Below are 18,209 nucleotides of genomic sequence, written 5' to 3' on the forward strand. Positions count from 1 at the left end.
TCGCTGCGCGATGGGCAAGCGAACACCCGCGCTGCGCGCGGGTGTTGCGCTTCCGCTCCGCGGAAGCGCTGGCTGGACGCTGCTCGTCCAGCTCACCAACCCGGCTGCGCCGGGTTGGTGACGCTCCGTCCGCTGCGCTCCCGGAGCTGCGGTGGCCTGCGCTGCGCTCCAGCCGCCTAGTGGCGCTGCGCGCCACAGGACGGACCCGCTGCGCGGGCCCGTCAACGGGCCTTCGGCCCGAGCGCTTACAGGGACAGGGGTGTGGTGCTCCGGTAGCGGGCTGTCAGCAGACCGTGGACTCCGCCCCCTGCGGGCGGAGTCCACGCCCGGATTGACTCGCGGGAAGAGTGATGGGCTGGGCTCTCAGGCGGGAGCGTGACGGCGGGTGCTCGGCAGCTTGTGCGGGGCAGCGTGGTGCCCGGGCCGGCCTGTTGCGGGAACGGCGAGGTGCCGCAGGGCGAGGGTCGCGGTGACGAGCAGGGCGGTGAAGACGATCAGGAAGAGGACGGCCCGGGCACATTTGCCGGCTACCTGGGGCCTGCCAGCCGGTCCAGGCCGCGGACCCTGCCCACAGGAGGATGGCCGCAGCGTAGAAGGAGCGGATACGGCGCAGTTGCCGCGCGGCCCGCAGGAACTGGATGCGTTCGGTCTTCGGTGCCATGCGGCACCGTGTACCCGCGATGCGCGATGCACGCCGGAGGTCGGACGGGATCTTGAGTGGGGGCTCTGTCGAGGGTTTCGCGAGTCTGTCTCTCGATGTGATGCAGCATGTAGAGTTGGCGTAATGTGGGGACACCGGTAGCAGGGTCGGGGGCCGCTGCAGCTTCGGCGTCTTATGCCCGTGGTCCGTCCACTGATGTGATAGCCACGGCCCAGCAAGGCCGGTGGAGAAGGGAAGGGGCGCTATGGGTTCCGATGCGCTGTGGCGTAGCACTTGGCCTGAGGTGGAGCCGTGGACACCGGCGCATCAGGCCGTGGAGATGAGTGGCTACGAGACCCTCGCCGTGCTCCTGGGCGCTGGGGCGGACCCGGGCGAGGTGTGCTTCGAGCTCACGTTGCTGACTCATGCGATCGACCTGGAAGGCGACGGCCATGTGCAGGCGGATTACCCGCTGAACACCGCCTCCACGGCGATCCTGCTGGCCTACGGTGCCGATCCGCGCCTGCCGGCCATCGACGGCGAGACTCCCCTGCAGATCGCCGAGTACTACCACCACGAACCGGCCAAGCGGCTGCTCCAGCGCTCCTTCTCCCTCACCCCGGCCAGATCCGCAGGGAGCGCCGCGTGACGAATGATCGCGGGTCTTCGCCCCTCGGCCCGGACTCCGCTTACAGCGACGCCTCGATCTACGTGGACGCCGTGTCCGCCCCGCGGGTCGTGGGTTGGCTTCGAGACGCCCTCGGCTTCGTTGAGGAGGATGGTGCGGAGCTGACCGTCGGGCCGGTGCGCGTGGAAGCGAGCACAACGACTACAGCATCGGCCGACGGGCCCATCCCTTCGACTTCCTTCAGTGGCCGACCGTGCTGGAGTGCGAGGCCCCCGCGGGAACGCCGGACGAGGTGGTTCAGGCCGTCACGGCCGTGCTCGAAGCACTGTGGCACGGTGGCTTTAAAGCCGTCGCCGCCTGCGACTTCGAGGACGAGCTGCCCGCACGCGGCGGGATCGACAGGTACCCCTGCCCCGCCTCTACCACTGCCTCTGACGCGTCCGCAGTCTCGTCGGGGTCGTGGTGGAGGAATGTGATGTCATCCGGGAAAAGACAAGGATGAGTTCTGTGATCAGTCTCCGGGAACATCAGGTGACCCAGAAAGCAGCCATTCGAGAATGGGTCAGAATTTATGCAAGATCTTCTGTGCCGGGGCAGGGGGCCCGGGGCACGCTGGTGTCCGCCACGGGATCCGGTAAGACGATCACGGCTGCCGCGAGCGCGCTGGAGTGCTTCCCGGGCGGGCGGATCCTGGTGACCGTGCCCACCCTGGACCTGCTCGCACAGACCGCGCAGGCGTGGCGGGTGGTCGGTCATCGGGCGCCGATGGTGGCGGTGTGCTCGCTGGAGAACGACGCGGTGCTGAACGCGCTGGGGGTGCGCGCCACCACGAATGCGATCCAGCTCGCGCTCTGGGCCGGGTCCGGGCCCGTGGTCGTGTTCGCCACCTACGCCTCCCTGGTGGACCGCGAGGGCCCGGAGGACCCGACGGGCCGGCGGACGGTTCGCGGGCCGGTGGAAGCCGCTCTGGCGGGCGGGGAGCGGCTCTACGGCCAGCAGATGGCCCCGTTCGACCTCGCCATCGTGGACGAGGCCCACTCAACCGCGGGTGATCTTGGCCGTCCGTGGGCGGCGATCCACGACCATGCCCGCATCCCCGCCGCCTTCCGGCTCTACCTCACCGCCACCCCGCGGATCCTCGCCTCGCCCCGCCCGCAGAGGGGCGCGGGCGGGGTGGAGGTGGAGCTCGCGAGCATGGCCGACGACCCGGACGGCATCTTCGGGGCCTGGCTTCCCGGCGCCGAGCTCGGGCTCTCCGAGGCGATCGAGCGGGGCATCCTCGCCGGGTTCGAGATCGACGTCCTGGAGATCCGCGACCCCTCCCCCATCGTCGGGGAGTCGGAGGAGGCGCGGCGGGGCCGGCGCCTGGCGTTGCTGCAGACCGCGCTTTTGGAGCACGCGGCGGCGTACAACCTGCGTACGGTCATGACGTTCCACCAGAAGGTCGAGGAGGCCGCCGTTTTCGCGGAGAAGCTGTCGAAGACCGCAGCCGCGCTGTACGCGCGCGACGCCTCCGGCGAGGACCTGGCGGCCGCGGAGAAGCTGCCCGCGTCGTCGGCCGGCGCTTGGTTCTACGAGCTGGAAGCAGGACGCCACGTGCCGCCGGAGCGGGTGTGGTCGGCGTGGCTGTGCGGCGACCACCTCGTCACCGAACGACGCGAAGCCCTGCACGAGTTCGCCAACGGCATCGACGCCGAGGGCCGCCGTGTGCACCGGGCGTTCCTCGCCAGCTGTCGCGTGCTTGGGGAGGGCGTGGACATCACCGGCGAACGGGGAGTCGAGGCCGTCTGCTTCGCCGACACCCGCGGCTCGCAGGTCGAGATCGTGCAGAACATCGGCCGGGCTCTTCGGCTCAACCGGGACGGTTCCACGAAGGTCGCGCGGATCATCGTGCCGGTGTTCCTGGAGCCCGGCGAGGACCCGGCCGACATGGTCGCCAGCGCCTCGTACCGCCCCCTTGTAGCCGTGCTGCAGGGCCTGCGCTCGCATGACGAGCGCCTGGTCGAGCAGCTCGCCTCGCGTGCGCTCACCAGCGGCAAGCGCAGGGTTCACATCCGGCGCGACGAGGACGGGCGGATCATCGCGGCCGACGGCGGAGAGGGCGGAGGCGACCAGGATCAGGGCGGCACCGACGGTTCGGTCGAGTCGGCTCTGCTGCACTTCTCCACCCCGCGCGACGCCGCGACGATCGCGGCGTTCTTGCGCACCCGGGTCTACCGGCCGGAGTCGCTGGTCTGGCTGGAGGGCTATCAGGCGCTGCTGCGGTGGCGGAAGGAGCACCAGATCACCGGCCTGCACGCCGTCCCCTACGACACCGAGGTCGAGGTCGGCGTCACGAGGGCCTTTCCGCTGGGGCGGTGGGTGCACCAGCAGCGAAAAGCGCGGCGGGCCGGGGAGCTCGAGGAGCGGCGCAAGACGCTGCTCGACGCGCCGGAGGCCGGCACGGTCTGGGAGCCCGGCGAAGAAGCCTGGGAGACGAAGCTGGCGGTGTTGCGCTCGTACCACCGTGCGCACGGGCACATGGCCCCGAGGCAGGACGCCCTGTGGGGCGATCCCGCCGACGGCAAGCCTGTCCCCATCGGTCAGCTACTGGCGAATCTCAGGCGTAAGGGCGGCCTCGGCAAGAACCCCGAACGGGCGCGGACACGGGACGCGCAGCTGGCCTCGATTGACCCCGACTGGGACTGCCCCTGGCCACTGGACTGGCAACGCCACCACCGCCACCTCGCCCACCTCGCCGCCGACGAACCCGGCGGAGTCCTGCCCGACATCGCACCCGGCGTCCTCATGGACGGCGACGACCTCGGCAAATGGCTTCAGCGGCAACGCCGCAGTTGGGTGGAGCTCTCCGAGGGACAGCAGCAGCGGTTGACAGCGCTGGGCGTACAGCCCGCTGAGACGCCGGCACCCGCCCCGGCGCCCCAGCGTGCGACGAAGGGCCGCCCGGCCAAGGCGCAGTACGCGTTCCAACGCGGTCTGGCAGCCCTGACCCAGTACATCCAGCGGGAAGGCAGAACCGTCGTCGGGAGGGCACACGTTGAGGAGCTGCCTGACGGTTCGGCGATCAGGCTGGGTGTGTTCTTGAGTAACCAAAAGGCCAGGCGTGACCGGCTGGATGCGGATCAGCGGGCCGCCCTCGCAGAGCTGGGCTACACCTGGGCTGCAGAACGGTCCGGGCGCAGCTGATGTTCGCCGATGCGGCACGCGCCCAGTACCGGACGGGCTGATAAGCCGTTTGGTTCTGTATGCAGGATGCTGGGTGGGGCGGAGCGAGGGCGTGGCGGAGCGAGGGCGTGGCGGTCCGAAGCCGATTCGGTGGACGTGCTGTTTCGGACTGCGGGCGGGGCGACTGAGTGTCCGAGGCGGTCATGGGCGGCCGCCCACGTGGTCTTCGAAAACTGTCCGCCGCTGAAGCCTTCCCGGCCCGCAAAGGCAAGCGGCGGGCGCCGGGACGGTGGCGGTCGGCCACCACCGGGCCGCTGGTGCACTACGGGTCCGCAGCGGCGCGACTGCGTGGGGTGCTCCTCGACCGCGAATCCACGCGTCAGCGGGCCGGAACGCCCGGCCGCTTGGACTGCGGTGGCATGTGCCGAGCGGGGTGCGGGCGCATGCTCCTCAGCCGATGCTCCGGCCGGCCGATGGCCACGGGGTGCTCGCCGACTGCACAGGGGGCGGAGAGCTGACCCGGCGGCAGCGGTCTCTCGCTGCGGTAGTCGGAGAGATCTGTACGGCGGCGGGCCGGCGGTCGTGGGGGCTTGGGCCTCTCGACCCGATCTACCGACGCGATGTGGCCTGGCTGGCCGGACACCGGCACCCGCCGGACCACGGTGGTCGGTTGCCGGCTGCCGCCCTGCAGGAGGCGTTCGCCGAGCCCGCGCCGCCGTGGGAGGGCGTAGGCGGGGCCGGGAGTTCGGCGGGTTGTGTGTCCCGCGCTGTTCCATGCGCTGTGGGCGGGACGGCCGGCGGCGGGCCCGGGGGCGGCGGTGCAGGGGCGGATGCCGGTGGGGGCGCGGGCGGCACGGTGAGGGCCGGCCCGTATGCCGCGAACAGGCCGGCCGGTGCGGCGGCTGCGGGGCGGAGCGGCGCGCACTGGTGGGGTTCACCGGGATGCCCCCGTCGATCTCGCCGACCGCGTCGGCCGGCAGCGCCGACGGCACACGTGGACCCGCCGTCCTTCCGCGGCCCGTACCGCTCCGGCGGGACGGGCCGGGGCCGTTCCCGCTCCGCGTCCGGCAGAACACCGCGGTCCTCCAGTCCCACGTGCGGAGCATGGGCGGACCGGGCGACAGCCGCAGGACCGACCGGTCCGGCCGTTCCTACTTCTTCTCGCTGCCGGGGAGCCGGCCGGGCTTGTCGACGACCGCGCTCTTGAGGAGGGCCGAGCTGTCCAGGAGCGTCCCCGCCTCGGCGTAGGGCGTGTCCTTGGTCAGGCGGGTGGAGTGGCCGAGGTAGGTGAAGTCCTGTGTGCTGAAGACCCATTCGGTGACGACGCCGTTCTTCGTGTCGCTGCGGGCGATGCCCAGGCCCCGGCGGCCGACGGCGTCCTGGGCCCGAGGGGTCTCGGTGACGCCGGGGATCTTCGCTGCGGCCCGGTAGAGCGCGGCGGCCGTACGTGCCGGCATCACCTGGTCGAGGAGGTCGCCGATCTGCTCGAAGACGGCCTGGTCGCGTTCCCTGTTCTCGGCCTGCGGTGCCTTGGCGTACAGGTGGTCCAGCAGCCGGCCGGGGTCGGTCGGCAGCGAGGCCAGCCATTGGTAGGTGGGGCGGCTGAAGCCGGCCGGTGTGCCGTTCGTGTCGCCGAACTCGGCGTTGAGGGGCACGGTCTTGCCGTCGCTGCGGATCAGGCCCTGCTTCTGCACGGGCTCGGGGTCCTGGGAGAGCCACAGCTCGTAGTCGTGCAGCGGGCCGACGACGGCCTTCCCACTGGACAGGTCGGCTTCGCGGACCTTCTCCCTGACATAGGAGAACTGGTCGTCCCGCACCGTGGGAGTGTCACGCTTGCCCGCGGCGTCGGAGATCTGCCCGAGGAGAGCGGAGACGGGCTGCATGTCCGCGGCCGCGTCGGACGACGTGCCGGCGGCGGGCTTGCGGTCGCCGTCGTTCAGGGCGAAGGCCGCGGTCACGATACCGGCCAGGGCCAGCGCGGTCACGGGCGCCAGGAGTACGGGGCGCAGCCGTCGGCGCCCCGGCCGGGCAACAGCGGCGGGGGTGGTGGGGGCAGTGGCGGCGGCGGCGGTGGTGGGGGCGGCAGTGGCGGCGGCGGCGGCGGTGGCGGTGGTGGCGGCGGGGGCGGCGGTGGTGGCGGTGGTGGTGGGGGCGGCGGGGGCGGCGGTGGTGGGGGCGGCGGTGGTGGTGACGGTGGTGGAGGCCTGGTCGCGGTCGATGTGTCGCATCAAGAGGTCCTTGTGATGGAGGTGCCGCCCGCGCGGAAGGTCCCAGTCGGCCGGGGCCGGCAGCAGACGGGCAATCTCCTCGCGCTCGTCCGAGGGCTCGAAAGAAGCCGGGTTCGGGTTCGGCCTGCCGTTCATGTGAGTTCCTTCCGCACGGGCACGGCCGCGAGTGCAGCCGCACCTGTCATCTCTCCGCGGACGGTGGGCAGTTCCATGTTCTCCTCGGCAAGCCGGGCGAGCTTCTTGCGCGCGCGGGACAGACGGGACCGTACGGTGCCGACGCAGATGCCCAGCGCCTGAGCCGTCTGCCGGTAGTCCAGACCGGAGAACACGCACAGGGCGAGCACCTCCCGCTCGTGGCGCCGCAGCCGGCCCAGGCAGGCCTGAACGGCACGCAGCCGGCGCACGTCGTCCAGACGCCCGGCCGCCTCCGGTGCGAAGTCCTCCACCGCCGTGGCCTGCGGCCGGCGCGTCAGGAACAGCTGCCGCCGGCGCACGCTGCGCCGTGCGTTGTCCGCCTTGTGGGTGGCAATGCCCAGCAGCCACGGCAGCAGAGTGCCCCCCTCCTCGTGCACCGCGGCACGGTTGCCCCACGCGGCCAGGAAAGTCTCGGACATGATGTCCTCCGCCGCCGACCAGTCACCGGTCAGCCGCAGACCATGGTTGTACACCGCGCCGGCGAACGCCTCGTACAGCTCGGCGAACGCCTCACGGTCACCGGTGCGCACACGACGCCGCAGGTCGTTGTCTGAGTTCCTCACACCTTGTTCTCTCCACGCCCCCGGACGCGTTCCAGTGATCCACCTCACTCCCACACGGGCCGCCGTTCCCGCCCGAAGACGCCGAGAACAATGTCCCCCTTCGTCCTCCCGCGGCCACGGCCGTGCCAGTCCCCGGTCACCCTCGATCAGCCGAACTCATGGCACGAGAAACGCGGTTGCGGACGGCAGGCGGGCCGTCCAGTACGCCCCCGCGCCGGTCCCCGGGGGCAGTCTTCACGACGGGGCTCGCAACGCCTCGACCGGTTCCATCCGGGAAGCCCGCAGCGACGGATACACACCCGCCAGCAGGCCGACCACCGCGCCGACGACCGGAGCGCCGACGGCAAGCCGGCCGTCGAGTACGGGAGTCCAGTCCTTGACCGCCGACACGGCCACCACGACGACAACCCCCAGCGCGGCACCGATCACGCCCCCCAGCAGCCCGATCGTCGTCGACTCCAGGAGGAACTGAGCGGCGATCTGCCGGCGCGAGGCGCCCAGGGCACGCCGCAACCCGATCTCTCCGACCCGTTCCATCACGGTGACCAGCGTGACGTTGGCGATACCGAGAGCACCCACGATCAGCGAGACGAGCCCGAGGACCAGGAACAGACCGTTGACGTCGCCCTGGACACCCTTGCGTGCCCTCGACAGATCGGGCGGAGCCAGGACGGTGAGCGCCTTGGCGCTGCCCGGTGCCAGGGCGACGGGAGACTGCCGGGCTACCTGCTGCGCGGCACCGAGGGAAGTGTTGACCAGGACGCGGTTCACCGTGTCCAGGCCCAGACGGTCCCTGGCCGTCGTGGGCGGCAGGATCACCGAGGTGGACAGGCGCTGCTCACGCTCGATTCCGCCGAGGATCCCGATCACGGTGAAAGAAAGACCGTTGAAGAAAACCGCGGGCGCGTCCTCCACCCGGGTGACACCGAGCAGGCGAGCGGCCTGGTCGCCCAGCACCGCCACTCTGGCGCCGCGGGCGATGTCACCCCGGTCGTAGAACCGGCCGGCCGTGACCTCACCGCGCACCGCCACCGGCAGCGCCCCGCCCGCGCCCGGCCCGCGATACACCTCCCCCAACATCACATTCTCCTCCACACTCCGATAAGGAAGCAGGTGAAAAGACTGGAAAACAAAACCAACACTGCTTCCCAGGAACCGTCTCCTCGCTCACCTCACGAGGCATGACAACACTGCGGTCACTAACCGATACCGCCGACACGGCCTGGCAGCGTTAACGGTGAGCCGGACACCCACCACCACCGACATCACAAACACACCCAACACAGCCGACAGGCCAGGCCTTGACGACGGACGCAGAAGCCCTCCACCCGGCCATTACCTCTGACGTAATCGACCACGCTCCCCTGCTGCGGCAGCGTGCTACATGTCAACGAGATCCCGACGAGGATTCCGGCATCTAAGGCGCGAGGAGCAACCATGCCCATCAAAACCGCTGACCTCACCGCGAGTTCCGTCGCCGACACCACCCGCCACGTCGTCCAGGAGTTCCTCGCCGCCCGGATGGCCGGGGATGTCGAGTGGCTCGTCGCGCTCTTCGCGGACGACGTCGACTGGCTACTCGCCGAGAACCCTGCCGTCCCGTGGATCCGGCCACGCTCCACCGGAGCCGAATGCGCCGCCCAGTTCACGGAGCTGGCCGAGCACACGGTGGCCGAGGATGCACGGGCCTCCGTCGACACGTTCCTCGTCGACGGCACCGACGCCGTCCTGATGGGGTACCTCTCGGGGACCGTGCGCGCGACGGGGAAGTCCTTCGAGGGCCCCTTCGCGCTGCGCCTCACCGTCGAGGAGGGCCGGATCACCCGGCATCACCTCTACGAGAACAGCGTATCGATCGCCGAGGCGTGCACCCCTTCCTGAGTCCCGCCCCCCGAGTTGCGACCTGGCTGGCGCCGGGGCAGGCCTCGCGGAGATGGTCCGATCGCCGAGCGGGTGGCGTAGCGCGGTCTTCGGAAAGACCCACACCCCAGCCCCCTTTGCCTGGTCGGCCACCGCACCAGTGTGCTGTCGCGATGCTCCCCGACAGCACCTTCTACGAACCCGAAACGCGCGCGCCGCTTGACGAAAGGCATGGAGGCCCCCCGATTCCCCTTCCCCCTCGTGGGCGTCGCGCTCGGTCAAGGCGACGACGGACACGGCGTATCGGCGGTGGCGTCTACAACGTCCCGCCCGCCCACGACGCTCTGGCCGCGCTCCCATCCCCCCAACTGACCCCGTCAACTCGTCCACCACGACATCGAGTTCACGTGTGGTCCAGTGGTCGAGGGTGGCTGGGCACGAGTACGAGTCGGGGCTTGTGGCGAGGACGATCAGGATGGCGCTGGAGATCGAGCGGATGCGTTCGGTGGGCGGATCGATGCCGAACGGCACGGACGACCTGTTCACGGTGGAGGAGTCGCAGCAGATATTCGCGGACGGCATCGGTGTCGAACGGCGGACGGTGGAGGACTGGAGCTACACCGCCAACCGGTGGCCCAAGGAACGCCGAAAGGACGGGGTGTCGTTCACGGTCCATCGCATCCTGGCCTCGGTCGTCGATGAGGACGAGCGGTGGGCGGCGATCGAGGATGCGCCGTTCCACCCGCGCACGGGGGCGAGGCAGTGGACGCCCGACGGTGCGAAGCGGGTCGTCGGCCAGCGGGTCGACCGCCCGGTCGCTGTGGACGAGAAGGTCCAGGCCGTCGCTGACCTGACCCGGGATGATGAGGTCGCGCGCAGGGTGCCACCGATCTGCTGAAGCGGCCTGCGGTGACCGAGCATGTCACCCGGCCGACCGGGTGCGGGCCGTCCCCTGAGTTGACCAGGGACGACACCACCCGGATGCTCGTCAGCCGTGCGCAGTTCGACAACTCCAACGACACGCGCGAACGGATCCGGGAGCGCACACCGGCCGCCCGGAAGACCGAGCGCACCGTCGAGGACCTCGACCTGGTCGGCTCCTGTCAAGGCTTCGGGGCCGCCCTGGGCCGGCTCGTTCCGCAGCTGCGCGGGCAGGAGTTCACCCAGGACGAGCGCGAGACTGTCCGATGGCAGATCGGCAGGGTCCGCGCGGCGGCAGACTGGCTCGAAGGAGCCCTCGACAACGGTGAGTTCGCCCTGGACGAGCAGCTGGTCCAGCTACTCCAGGGTGAGGAGTAGCCGTGCCTCGGTGCCGGGAGGCCCGGCCCCTGGCCAAGCACTACAGCGACCTGGTCCGCGTCGCCCTGATGGAAGCACGCCCCGCCGGCCTGCACACCTACCAGCTCATGGCCGCCACCCGCCTTGCCCGCTCGCAGGTCGGCCGGGGCATCCGGCACGTCCGCGACGTCGTCGCCGCGGAGAACCTGACGCCGACCACCTGGACTCGAGGGGACGGCTATCCGTTCACCGACCTCGTGGACTGGGCCCGCGACCGTCTCCGACTCACCTGCGCACCGTCTCCCGCCCCAAGGACGCCAAGGGCTTCGTCCTCCCGCCCGGCCATTGGAAAGCCGAGCACACGATCGACTGCTGCGTGGAACGCCCGCCGCAACGCACGCGACTACGAACGCCTCCCGCAGCAGTCCGAAGCACACCTGAACTGGGCACTCATCACTACGATGACCCCACGCCTCACTCGCAAGAGTCCTCGGACCAGCCAGTGGACGACGAAGCCAGCTCGTTGACCCTGGCCTGGCTGGTGTGACTTTGTACACGAGAACCGACAGCACCTGTACACGAGGTCGGGCGGCACTCGAAGCGCCGGAGAAATCGAACGGTCCACGGCTTCGGGCAGCGCAGTTTCCGGCCGAGTCGGTCCGCCGAACGAGTTCCTGCGCGGACTCCGTGGCCGGATGCCGCGGAGCCGGAACGCTGCGTGGACTTGCGCGATGCGCTGCCCTCGCCAAGTCCTTGTTGTCAGATGCGTGGGCCGAGGAACAGGCCACCGCTCGCGTCGAGGATCTGCCCGGTGACCCAGCGGGCGGCATCGGAGGCGAGGAAGGCGACCACGTCGGCTACGTCGTCGGGCGCGCCCAGCCTGCTGAGTGCCGTCATGCCGGAGATCTGTTCGGTGAGGCCCGGCACGTCGAAGACGGCTCCGTTGCTCGCTGTCCTGGTGGCCCCAGGAGCGACCGCGTTCACCGTTGTCCCACGAGGACCGAGTTGGGCAGCGAGGGTCTTGGTCATCGTCTCGATCGCGCCCTTCGTCATGGCGAAGGATGTCTGGGACGCGTTGGCCATCCGGGTTGCCACCGACGAGATCGAGATGATCCGGGCGCCCTCGCGCAACAGAGGCAGTGCACGCTCGATGATGAAGTACGGTGCCCGCACGTTCACCGCGAACAAGTGGTCGAACTCCGCCCGCGTCGTCACGCCGAGCGCGCCGGCTGGTGCGGCCGCCGCGTTGTTGACGACGATGTCGAGCGGCCGACCGCCCAAGCCGGCCTCCACGCCGGCGAAGAGTGTCTCGACGTCGCCGTCCACGCCCAGTTCGGCTCGGACGGCAAAGCCGGTCCCGCCGGCGTGTTCCATCGCGTCGAGCGTTGCCGCGGCTCCGGCCTCGTCCGTGCCGAAGTGCACGATGACCGTGGCCCCTTCGGCCGCCAGCCGAGTCGCGATTGCCTGCCCGATGCCGCGCGACGCACCCGTCACCAGAGCCGTTCTGCCCATCAGATCGCCCACGTCTTCACCCATCTGAATGTTAGTTACTAACATTATGGTAGTGTCTAGCACATGAGTGAGCGGCAACCAAACCTGCGGGAACGACGGCGTTCAGAGACGCGGCGCCTGGTCCAGGCGCACGCGGTGCGACTGTTCACCGACCACGGCTACGACGCGGTGACGGTGGCCGACGTCGCCAAGGCCGCCGGCGTCTCCGCAATGACCGTGTACCGGCACTTCCCTACCAAGGAGGACCTCGTCCTCATCGATCAGCCCGCCCAGCTCATCGCCGAGCACGTTGCAGCGTCATCCGCAGCGCACCCCCTGGTGCGCCGCGTCGGCAGCGCGCTCATCGACGCGGCCACGAACTGGACCGGCGGCAACGGAGACGAACAGGCGGCGAATGAACGGTTCCTGCTGGACTGCCTCCGGCTCATGGTCTCGACGCCCGCGCTACGGGCCCGGCACCTGGACAGCCAGTACGCACTGCAACAGGCCATCGTCGATGCCCTCGGGGATGACGCGACCGGTCGCGACGCCGCGTTCCGCGCCCAGGCCGCGACCAGTGCCTGCATCGCCGCGATGCACACGGCGCTGACGCGCTGGGTCGAAGACGACGGACACACCAAACTGCCCGACTTGATCGCACGGGCACTCACGGCGTCCTTCGGTGACGACGCCGTCGCCGCCCGACGGGTGGACTGAAGCGGCACGGACCGGGCGTCGGTATCCCTCTTGACAACACCCCCCGGTCCGCCCGCCGGCATTCCGAGAACGCCATCCCTCTGCCCCGGCGAACCGTCACCGCCGACGACCGGATGAAACCCGACGACGCCTACCGACAGGCGTGCGACGGAACGGCCCTGCTCTGGCAAGGCGACTTCCACAACGCCCGGCAACTCCTACAGGCGATCGGCCGTCGAATCGACCGCCAGCCGGCCAGGTACAGCACATCCCTGAACGAGAACTTCCACCTGCACCGACGCAGCAGCAGTCACCGCACCCGCGTCCTCGGAAAGCTCCTGGTGCTGCTGAACGACGACTACACGCTGGCGTCGCGCCGAGCCCCCGACGTCCGGCAGGCACGCCTGGAAGCCTACGGCCCCCCAAAGGAACCCACCGCAGTCTCCCTGCGGGAACTACCAGGAGTGATCGGAATGTGCGTTTCCACAGCCGGAGCAGGCAGACGCCGTCTGGCACGTGCATGAGTGGTCCGGGACAGCGCGTCCCGTGCGGCGGCCGAGGAGCTGTGTCCCGACGCTGACGTGCCGACCTCGTTCAAGGGCGGGTCCGTCCTTGTCAGTGGTCACCTGTTTACTTCGCCCATGACCGACAAGATGAGTCACGGCGATGCCCACCGAACCACCGCTCTTGCTCCCGACACCGAGATGGTCGAGCCATACGAAGGCGGGAAGGGGTTTCGGTTCAAGATCCGCAACGTGAAGATCGATGGCCGGGCCGGCACGGTGCGCGTTCGCGGCGGAGGCTCGCACAGCGTGAGTTTCGACGTGCTGCACGACTGCTCGGAGTGCGGCAACGCCGTCAACCAGGTGATCGTTGGTCTGGCGGGCCAGGACCGGGCCCAGGCGTCGGTGTGGAACGGCAAGCAGCGCAGCGGGGGCGGCTTGAAGGTGGTCAATGCCGGCACGCCCGTCGAGGCGCTCGCGGAGGACAACGCAGGCCCGGCGGAGTGGGTGCATGTGTCGTGCGAACTCGTTGTGCCCGACGAACCCGGCGTCTACCCGGTTCGAGCGCGGTACGCCCAGGGATATCAGGGCCGCCTGATGACCGCCGAAGGACGTGCGGTCCCGCAGCCCGAGTACCAGGACGTGCTGGGTTGGTGGAGGGTCGACCGTCCGCAAGGGCCCGGCCCGGAATCGACCATAGGCACCATCATCGTCCAGGCGTGAAGCCACCAGGCAGCCTCCTCGGCCAACCCCATGGCCTCGACCGAGCCGGGCACGGTTTCCACCACCAGGGCCTTCCCGACGACGACCGGAGGGTGCCGCGCCCCGTGCCGATGCGTGGAACCAGCGGCCCGCGCGGGGCGACTACCTGAACGTCACCGCACGCGAAACCCGCACGAGGAGAGTCATCCGCATGCCAGAAGCCAACCGCAGCGGCAACACTCCCCCACCGGCCGGCCCCGCACCACGAGGACGTGAGAACGGCACCCTGCGCATCCACATCGTCGTGTTCGACGGGGTGGAGGAACTGGACGTGTTCGGGCCGCTCCAGGTCTTCGGCGCGACGGCGGCCATGGGATCACCGGTCGACTTCCGTCTCGTCACGGCCGGCCACCCCGGGCCGGTCCGGGCCAGATTCGGCACCCGGATCGACGTGCCGGACCCCTGGAACCCCTCGGACGCCGACGTGATCGTCGTACCCGGGGGCGGGTTCCGTCGCACGGACGGTCCCGGCATCTGGGCCGAGATCAAGGACGGTCAGCTGCCCCGTCTGCTGCGTGAGGCCGCGGGACACGCGAACCTGACCCTCTACGGACTGTGTACCGGAGTGGTCCTGCTCCACGCGGCGGGCGTGGTCGGAACGCGGCCCTGCACCACGCACGCCGGGGCACGGGCTCACCTGAGAGACCAAGGAGCAGACGTACGCGACGCACGCGTCGTGGACGACGGCAACCTGGTCAGTGCGGGCGGTGTCAGCGCGGGTATCGACGGAGCCCTGCACCTGATGGAGCGGGAGTTCGACTCCGAGACGGCGAAGCGGACCGAACGCTACCTGGAGTTCGAGCGCACAGGCACCGTGGTCGTCACCCCCGAATAGGACGGCCCGGCTGCCGGCCCCGCTCCCGCCCGCTTCCGCTGACCGGCGATCGTTGCGCCTGTGCCCCGGCCTGCCCCTTTCGCCGGCGGCCGTGGGCCCGGACGCGGTCAGCAGGTCGCCGGTCAAGGGCTGCGGACCGGGCAGTGCGACCAGGGTGCGTGTGGTGGGAGGCGCCGCGTTCGGTAGTGCCTCCTGTACCGCGGTTCGGGGCACGCACGTCATGGATCCGCCGCCCCGCACTTGATGTGCTGAGCACGTCGCACAAGGGCATCCATGAAAGGACATGTGGTGAGCATCCACACACCTGACGAGCTGGTCCGGCCGTCGGATTCCACCGGCCCGATGGACGGGTCCGGGCTGCGGGGACGGATCCGCCGGCGTCCACTGGTCTGGTTCTTCTCCCTCGCGTTCCTGCTGAGCTGGGTGGGATGGACTCCCTACATCCTGTCCGAGAACGGTCTGGGTGTACTGCACTTCGAGTTCCCCGCAGCGCTGGGCACCAGCCAGCTCCTGGGCGTGCTCCCGGGTGCCTACCTGGGCCCGATCCTGTCGGCGTTCCTCGTGACCCTCGTCTGCGACGGCCGTCCGGGGCTCCGGGCCTGGACGGGCCGGATGACCAAGTGGCGGCTCGGCTGGTACTGGTACGTCGGCATCATCATCGCCGTGCCCGCCGCGCTGACCCTCGCCACCACCGCGCTGTCCGGTGAGAACCCCACCATGCCGCCCGTCGCGGTGCTGGTGGCCTACCTCCCCGGCCTGGTCCTCCAGATGATCACGACCGGTATCGCCGAGGAGCCCGGCTGGCGCGACTTCGCCATGCCCCGCCTCCAGCGCCGCTACGGCCCCTTCTTCGGCACCCTGATCCTCGGCCCGCTCTGGGGTGTCTGGCACCTGCCCCTGTTCCTCACCGAGTGGGGCGGCTGGCCCGGCACCACCTGGAGCGAGGTGGCGGTCTTCCTCGTCACCACCACGGCCTTCAGCTTCGTGATGACCTGGGTGTTCAACCACACGGGCCAGGCACTGATCCTGGCCATGCTGCTGCACACCAGCGTCAACAACTTCCTCTCCATCGCCTGGTCCGAGGTGTTCCCCACCCTGTCGGACTCCACCCCCAAGCTCGCCTTCCTGCTCGCCTCCGTCACCGCCGCGGGCATCCTCCTGATCGTCACCCGCGGCCGGCTCGGATGCCCGCCGGCCACCCGCGGCACTCTCAAGAGCGAGCGGATCACGCCGCCGACCGGCTGATCCGCAACGCACCGCCCGGCCCTGATCTGCCTGCCCCGCGCGACGTCGCGCGGGGCACCGACCCGTCGGCGACTTCGCCCTCTTCCGAGCAGCCTTCCTGGTGAGCCAGTCGCGGCGCGGCGTGGCCCGAAGGCGAGCGCCGTGGTCTCCGCTCCCGCGACGGCGTCGGTGAAACAGTTCTGCGGCGAGCGTCCAAGAAGGGGTGGAGGGATCGCCGACCACCTTGGAGGAACGGATGCCCTTGATATCCCAACGGATCGCAGAATCCGGACAGGATGCGAGCAGGGCGGCACCGCCCGCCGGCGATGCCTGTGGTTTCGCGGTGTTCTACGACGAGAACTTTCACTCCGTACTGGGCTTCGTGACCCGGCGTACCAACTGTCCACAGCTCGCCGCCGATCTCACCGCGGACATCTTCCTGGCGGCCCTGGAGAGTGCCGCGCAGTACGACCCGCGGCGGGGCGAGCCCGGCGCCTGGTTGTACGGCATCGCGCGCAGGGTTCTGGCCTCCCACTACCGGGGAAGCGCGCGCGAGCGCCAGGCGATGTCCCGGCTGGAAGGGCACCGGCTGCTGGACGAGACCGACATCGCGGCCCTCGACGAGCAGATCGACGCCGGGCGGACGGCGCGTCAACTGATCGAGCGGCACAGTGCGTTGATCGAACCGCTGCGTGACGTGCTCGATCTGGTGGCCGTCGACGGTCTCACCCCGCGCGAGGCAGCTCAAGTGCTCGGCATCAACCGAGCCACCGTACGGGTCCGACTGCACCGTGCCAGACGCGCGCTGAGTGCCGAACTCACGCCCGCAACCGCGCACACCGAACGTACCGACCGCATCGAATTCCCCCTGGAGGTCGCCTCATGAACACGCCCACCGCTTTCAAGGACCGTCTGGCATCCGAGTTGTCGGCCATGGCGACGGCCACGGCACCCGCGTCCGTCGCCGCGGCTCCCGTCCGTCGTCTGCGTGTCCCGCTGATGGCCGCGGGAGTGGCCACGGCCGCCGCCGCGGCAGCGGTGATCCTGCCGTCAGTGAGCGGTTCGGGAGCTTCGCCCGCCTACGCCGTGACCGAGGAGGACGACGGTTCGGTCATCGTCGACCTGAACCGCCCGGAGGGGCTGCCCGGCTTGCAGAAACAGCTGAAGGAGCTCGGTATCCGGGCGGTCGCCCAGCAGGGGGACAAGGACTGCACCGCGGGGTATCCGGGCGGGTGGGCCCTCGCGAAGGCCGTGCTGACCTACCCGTCCGATCCGGGTAAGGTCCGCATCTACCCGGACCGCCTCCCGGTCCGTGTCGCGGAGGGATCACGGCCGACGGGCCACGACGCGACGGCCGACGGCAACAAGAAGCGCATCGACGATGTGCAGCGTCCCGACCCGACGCTGCTTCTCGTGGCGGACTTCGAGAAGGACGGAACCGTTCGGACACTGACGGACTGGGTCGTGAACGAGGTCCCGTCGTGCAGTCTGCCGGGCAGGCGCGAAGAATGAACCGCTGAAGAGCGGTTGACGCGTCGCTCTTCTCGGCCGGGTGCCCGGCGAGGCGGAGACGGTGGTACGGGTGCACGGTCCAGGGGACCCGTACCTCGTCACGACGCGACGGTCTCCGAGGTGCGGCCTCTCTGGGAGCGCGGCGTCTTCATGCCGACCCGGCCGGGCGAGATGGTCCGCGGGTCGACCGCCTCGCCGGGGGCACCGACTTCGTAGGGCCCGGTCGGGTCGTTCGGACGGTCGTGCGGGAGGAGGAAGAACGTGCGCCGCTCGAAGAGTCCGCTGTCGGGGTCCTTGCCCGCGTCGGGCATGAGGTTCGCGTAGCCGATCATGCGGCCGTCGCGCTCGTAGCGCGGTTTGCCGCGTCGCCGTGTCGACTTGTCGAGGGCCTGGCGCACGTAGTCGAGGTTCTCCGTGCTCTCCAGCCACACCACGACTTCCTCGTCGGTGAGCTGGTTGTCCTGGAGCATCGAGCTCATGGCCGCGGACCCTCCTCAATTTCTTCGGCCGCGCACCGGCCTGCTTGTGTGGCGGTCACACCGATTCTTCTCTGCCCCCGCCGACCGCCGCTCACGCGGTGGTCGTCCACACCATGGTACGGGCAGGAACCACACCGGCCCAGGCCGTCG

At 70.1% G+C, this 18,209-nt stretch carries 16 protein-coding genes and 1 pseudogene; 12 read left to right on the forward strand and 5 right to left on the reverse strand.

From position 1 onward, the window contains the following. The first annotated feature begins 980 nt into the window (after window positions 1-980). Window positions 981-1,289 (forward strand): ankyrin repeat domain-containing protein, encoded by a 309-nt coding sequence (locus OHA99_RS35980; protein WP_366471724.1) that lies wholly within the window; start codon window positions 981-983, stop codon window positions 1,287-1,289. Between the two features lie 477 nt (window positions 1,290-1,766). Further along, window positions 1,767-4,454, forward strand: coding sequence for a Helicase associated domain protein (locus OHA99_RS35985; RefSeq protein ID WP_331727662.1), 2,688 nt, complete (start codon window positions 1,767-1,769; stop codon window positions 4,452-4,454). A 1,130-nt stretch (window positions 4,455-5,584) separates the two neighbouring features. On the opposite strand, the gene OHA99_RS35990 is transcribed toward OHA99_RS35985, so the two are convergent. The 3 genes from OHA99_RS35990 to OHA99_RS36000 all read right to left on the reverse strand — a co-directional run bounded on the left by OHA99_RS35990 (window position 5,585) and on the right by OHA99_RS36000 (window position 8,499). Next, the gene (locus tag OHA99_RS35990; RefSeq protein WP_331727664.1) at window positions 5,585-6,796 is read right to left on the reverse strand and encodes a CU044_5270 family protein; all 1,212 of its coding nucleotides are present in this window, start codon (window positions 6,794-6,796) and stop codon (window positions 5,585-5,587) included. Further along, window positions 6,793-7,398, reverse strand: coding sequence for an RNA polymerase sigma factor (locus OHA99_RS35995; RefSeq protein ID WP_153182130.1), 606 nt, complete (start codon window positions 7,396-7,398; stop codon window positions 6,793-6,795). Before OHA99_RS35995 ends, OHA99_RS35990 begins: the two co-directional genes overlap by 4 nt. Before the next feature lie 255 nt (window positions 7,399-7,653). Further along, window positions 7,654-8,499 (reverse strand): ABC transporter permease, encoded by an 846-nt coding sequence (locus tag OHA99_RS36000; RefSeq protein WP_366471720.1) that lies wholly within the window; start codon window positions 8,497-8,499, stop codon window positions 7,654-7,656. A gap of 357 nt (window positions 8,500-8,856) precedes the next feature. On the opposite strand from OHA99_RS36000, the gene OHA99_RS36005 reads away from it, so the two are divergent. From OHA99_RS36005 to OHA99_RS36015, 3 genes are all read left to right on the forward strand, one after another. Then, complete coding sequence (locus tag OHA99_RS36005) at window positions 8,857-9,300, forward strand: nuclear transport factor 2 family protein (protein ID WP_331727670.1); 444 nt, start codon at window positions 8,857-8,859, stop codon at window positions 9,298-9,300. Between the two features lie 454 nt (window positions 9,301-9,754). Continuing rightward, window positions 9,755-10,177 carry a DUF6192 family protein gene (locus tag OHA99_RS36010; RefSeq protein WP_194280235.1) on the forward strand — a complete coding sequence of 141 codons (423 nt, stop codon included), beginning with the start codon at window positions 9,755-9,757 and terminating at the stop codon, window positions 10,175-10,177. Between the two features lie 59 nt (window positions 10,178-10,236). Continuing rightward, the gene (locus OHA99_RS36015; protein ID WP_405693367.1) at window positions 10,237-10,578 is read left to right on the forward strand and encodes a DUF6192 family protein; all 342 of its coding nucleotides are present in this window, start codon (window positions 10,237-10,239) and stop codon (window positions 10,576-10,578) included. Between the two features lie 738 nt (window positions 10,579-11,316). Here OHA99_RS36015 and OHA99_RS36020 read toward each other — a convergent pair. Next, window positions 11,317-12,081, reverse strand: coding sequence for an SDR family oxidoreductase (locus tag OHA99_RS36020; protein WP_331728208.1), 765 nt, complete (start codon window positions 12,079-12,081; stop codon window positions 11,317-11,319). Window positions 12,082-12,132: 51 nt separating this feature from the next. Here OHA99_RS36020 and OHA99_RS36025 point away from each other — a divergent pair, with 51 nt between their 5' ends. The 7 genes and pseudogenes from OHA99_RS36025 (at window position 12,133) to OHA99_RS36055 (ending at window position 17,580) form a co-directional block, all read left to right on the forward strand. Beyond that, window positions 12,133-12,765, forward strand: coding sequence for a helix-turn-helix domain-containing protein (locus tag OHA99_RS36025; protein ID WP_331727673.1), 633 nt, complete (start codon window positions 12,133-12,135; stop codon window positions 12,763-12,765). 23 nt (window positions 12,766-12,788) lie between these two features. Beyond that, window positions 12,789-13,217, forward strand: a pseudogene (locus OHA99_RS36030) (methyltransferase); the annotation flags it as partial. A 168-nt stretch (window positions 13,218-13,385) separates the two neighbouring features. Next, the gene (locus OHA99_RS36035) at window positions 13,386-13,970 is read left to right on the forward strand and encodes a hypothetical protein (protein ID WP_405699099.1); all 585 of its coding nucleotides are present in this window, start codon (window positions 13,386-13,388) and stop codon (window positions 13,968-13,970) included. Between the two features lie 190 nt (window positions 13,971-14,160). Then, the gene (locus OHA99_RS36040) at window positions 14,161-14,844 is read left to right on the forward strand and encodes a DJ-1/PfpI family protein (protein ID WP_331727679.1); all 684 of its coding nucleotides are present in this window, start codon (window positions 14,161-14,163) and stop codon (window positions 14,842-14,844) included. A 342-nt stretch (window positions 14,845-15,186) separates the two neighbouring features. Then, the gene (locus tag OHA99_RS36045) at window positions 15,187-16,089 is read left to right on the forward strand and encodes a type II CAAX endopeptidase family protein (protein WP_331728212.1); all 903 of its coding nucleotides are present in this window, start codon (window positions 15,187-15,189) and stop codon (window positions 16,087-16,089) included. Between the two features lie 235 nt (window positions 16,090-16,324). Beyond that, window positions 16,325-16,954, forward strand: a complete 630-nt coding sequence (locus OHA99_RS36050) for an RNA polymerase sigma factor (protein ID WP_331727682.1) — start codon at window positions 16,325-16,327, stop codon at window positions 16,952-16,954. Beyond that, on the forward strand, window positions 16,951-17,580 hold the full coding sequence (locus tag OHA99_RS36055) for a hypothetical protein (RefSeq protein ID WP_331727685.1): 630 nt from the start codon (window positions 16,951-16,953) through the stop codon (window positions 17,578-17,580). The genes OHA99_RS36050 and OHA99_RS36055 overlap by 4 nt, the downstream gene beginning before the upstream one ends. Before the next feature lie 98 nt (window positions 17,581-17,678). On the opposite strand, the gene OHA99_RS36060 is transcribed toward OHA99_RS36055, so the two are convergent. Continuing rightward, window positions 17,679-18,059 (reverse strand): DUF6009 family protein, encoded by a 381-nt coding sequence (locus tag OHA99_RS36060; protein WP_153182149.1) that lies wholly within the window; start codon window positions 18,057-18,059, stop codon window positions 17,679-17,681. Between the last annotated feature and the right edge of the window lie 150 nt (window positions 18,060-18,209).

This window comes from Streptomyces coelicoflavus, from assembly GCF_045041415.1.
Taxonomy (GTDB): domain Bacteria; phylum Actinomycetota; class Actinomycetes; order Streptomycetales; family Streptomycetaceae; genus Streptomyces; species Streptomyces coelicoflavus.

What these genes read in the sequence shown, in the direction of transcription:
- OHA99_RS35990 (WP_331727664.1), bottom strand. Translation starts at nt 6,796, where the DNA reads ATGAACGGCAGGCCGAACCCGAACCCGGCTTCTTTCGAGCCCTCGGAC.
- OHA99_RS36045 (WP_331728212.1), top strand. Translation starts at nt 15,187, where the DNA reads ATGGACGGGTCCGGGCTGCGGGGACGGATCCGCCGGCGTCCACTGGTC.
- OHA99_RS36010 (WP_194280235.1), top strand. Translation starts at nt 9,755, where the DNA reads ATGGCGCTGGAGATCGAGCGGATGCGTTCGGTGGGCGGATCGATGCCG.
- OHA99_RS35980 (WP_366471724.1), top strand. Translation starts at nt 981, where the DNA reads ATGAGTGGCTACGAGACCCTCGCCGTGCTCCTGGGCGCTGGGGCGGAC.
- OHA99_RS36005 (WP_331727670.1), top strand. Translation starts at nt 8,857, where the DNA reads ATGCCCATCAAAACCGCTGACCTCACCGCGAGTTCCGTCGCCGACACC.
- OHA99_RS36035 (WP_405699099.1), top strand. Translation starts at nt 13,386, where the DNA reads ATGACCGACAAGATGAGTCACGGCGATGCCCACCGAACCACCGCTCTT.
- OHA99_RS36055 (WP_331727685.1), top strand. Translation starts at nt 16,951, where the DNA reads ATGAACACGCCCACCGCTTTCAAGGACCGTCTGGCATCCGAGTTGTCG.
- OHA99_RS36000 (WP_366471720.1), bottom strand. Translation starts at nt 8,499, where the DNA reads ATGTTGGGGGAGGTGTATCGCGGGCCGGGCGCGGGCGGGGCGCTGCCG.
- OHA99_RS36060 (WP_153182149.1), bottom strand. Translation starts at nt 18,059, where the DNA reads ATGAGCTCGATGCTCCAGGACAACCAGCTCACCGACGAGGAAGTCGTG.
- OHA99_RS36025 (WP_331727673.1), top strand. Translation starts at nt 12,133, where the DNA reads ATGAGTGAGCGGCAACCAAACCTGCGGGAACGACGGCGTTCAGAGACG.
- OHA99_RS35985 (WP_331727662.1), top strand. Translation starts at nt 1,767, where the DNA reads ATGAGTTCTGTGATCAGTCTCCGGGAACATCAGGTGACCCAGAAAGCA.
- OHA99_RS36050 (WP_331727682.1), top strand. Translation starts at nt 16,325, where the DNA reads ATGCCCTTGATATCCCAACGGATCGCAGAATCCGGACAGGATGCGAGC.
- OHA99_RS36040 (WP_331727679.1), top strand. Translation starts at nt 14,161, where the DNA reads ATGCCAGAAGCCAACCGCAGCGGCAACACTCCCCCACCGGCCGGCCCC.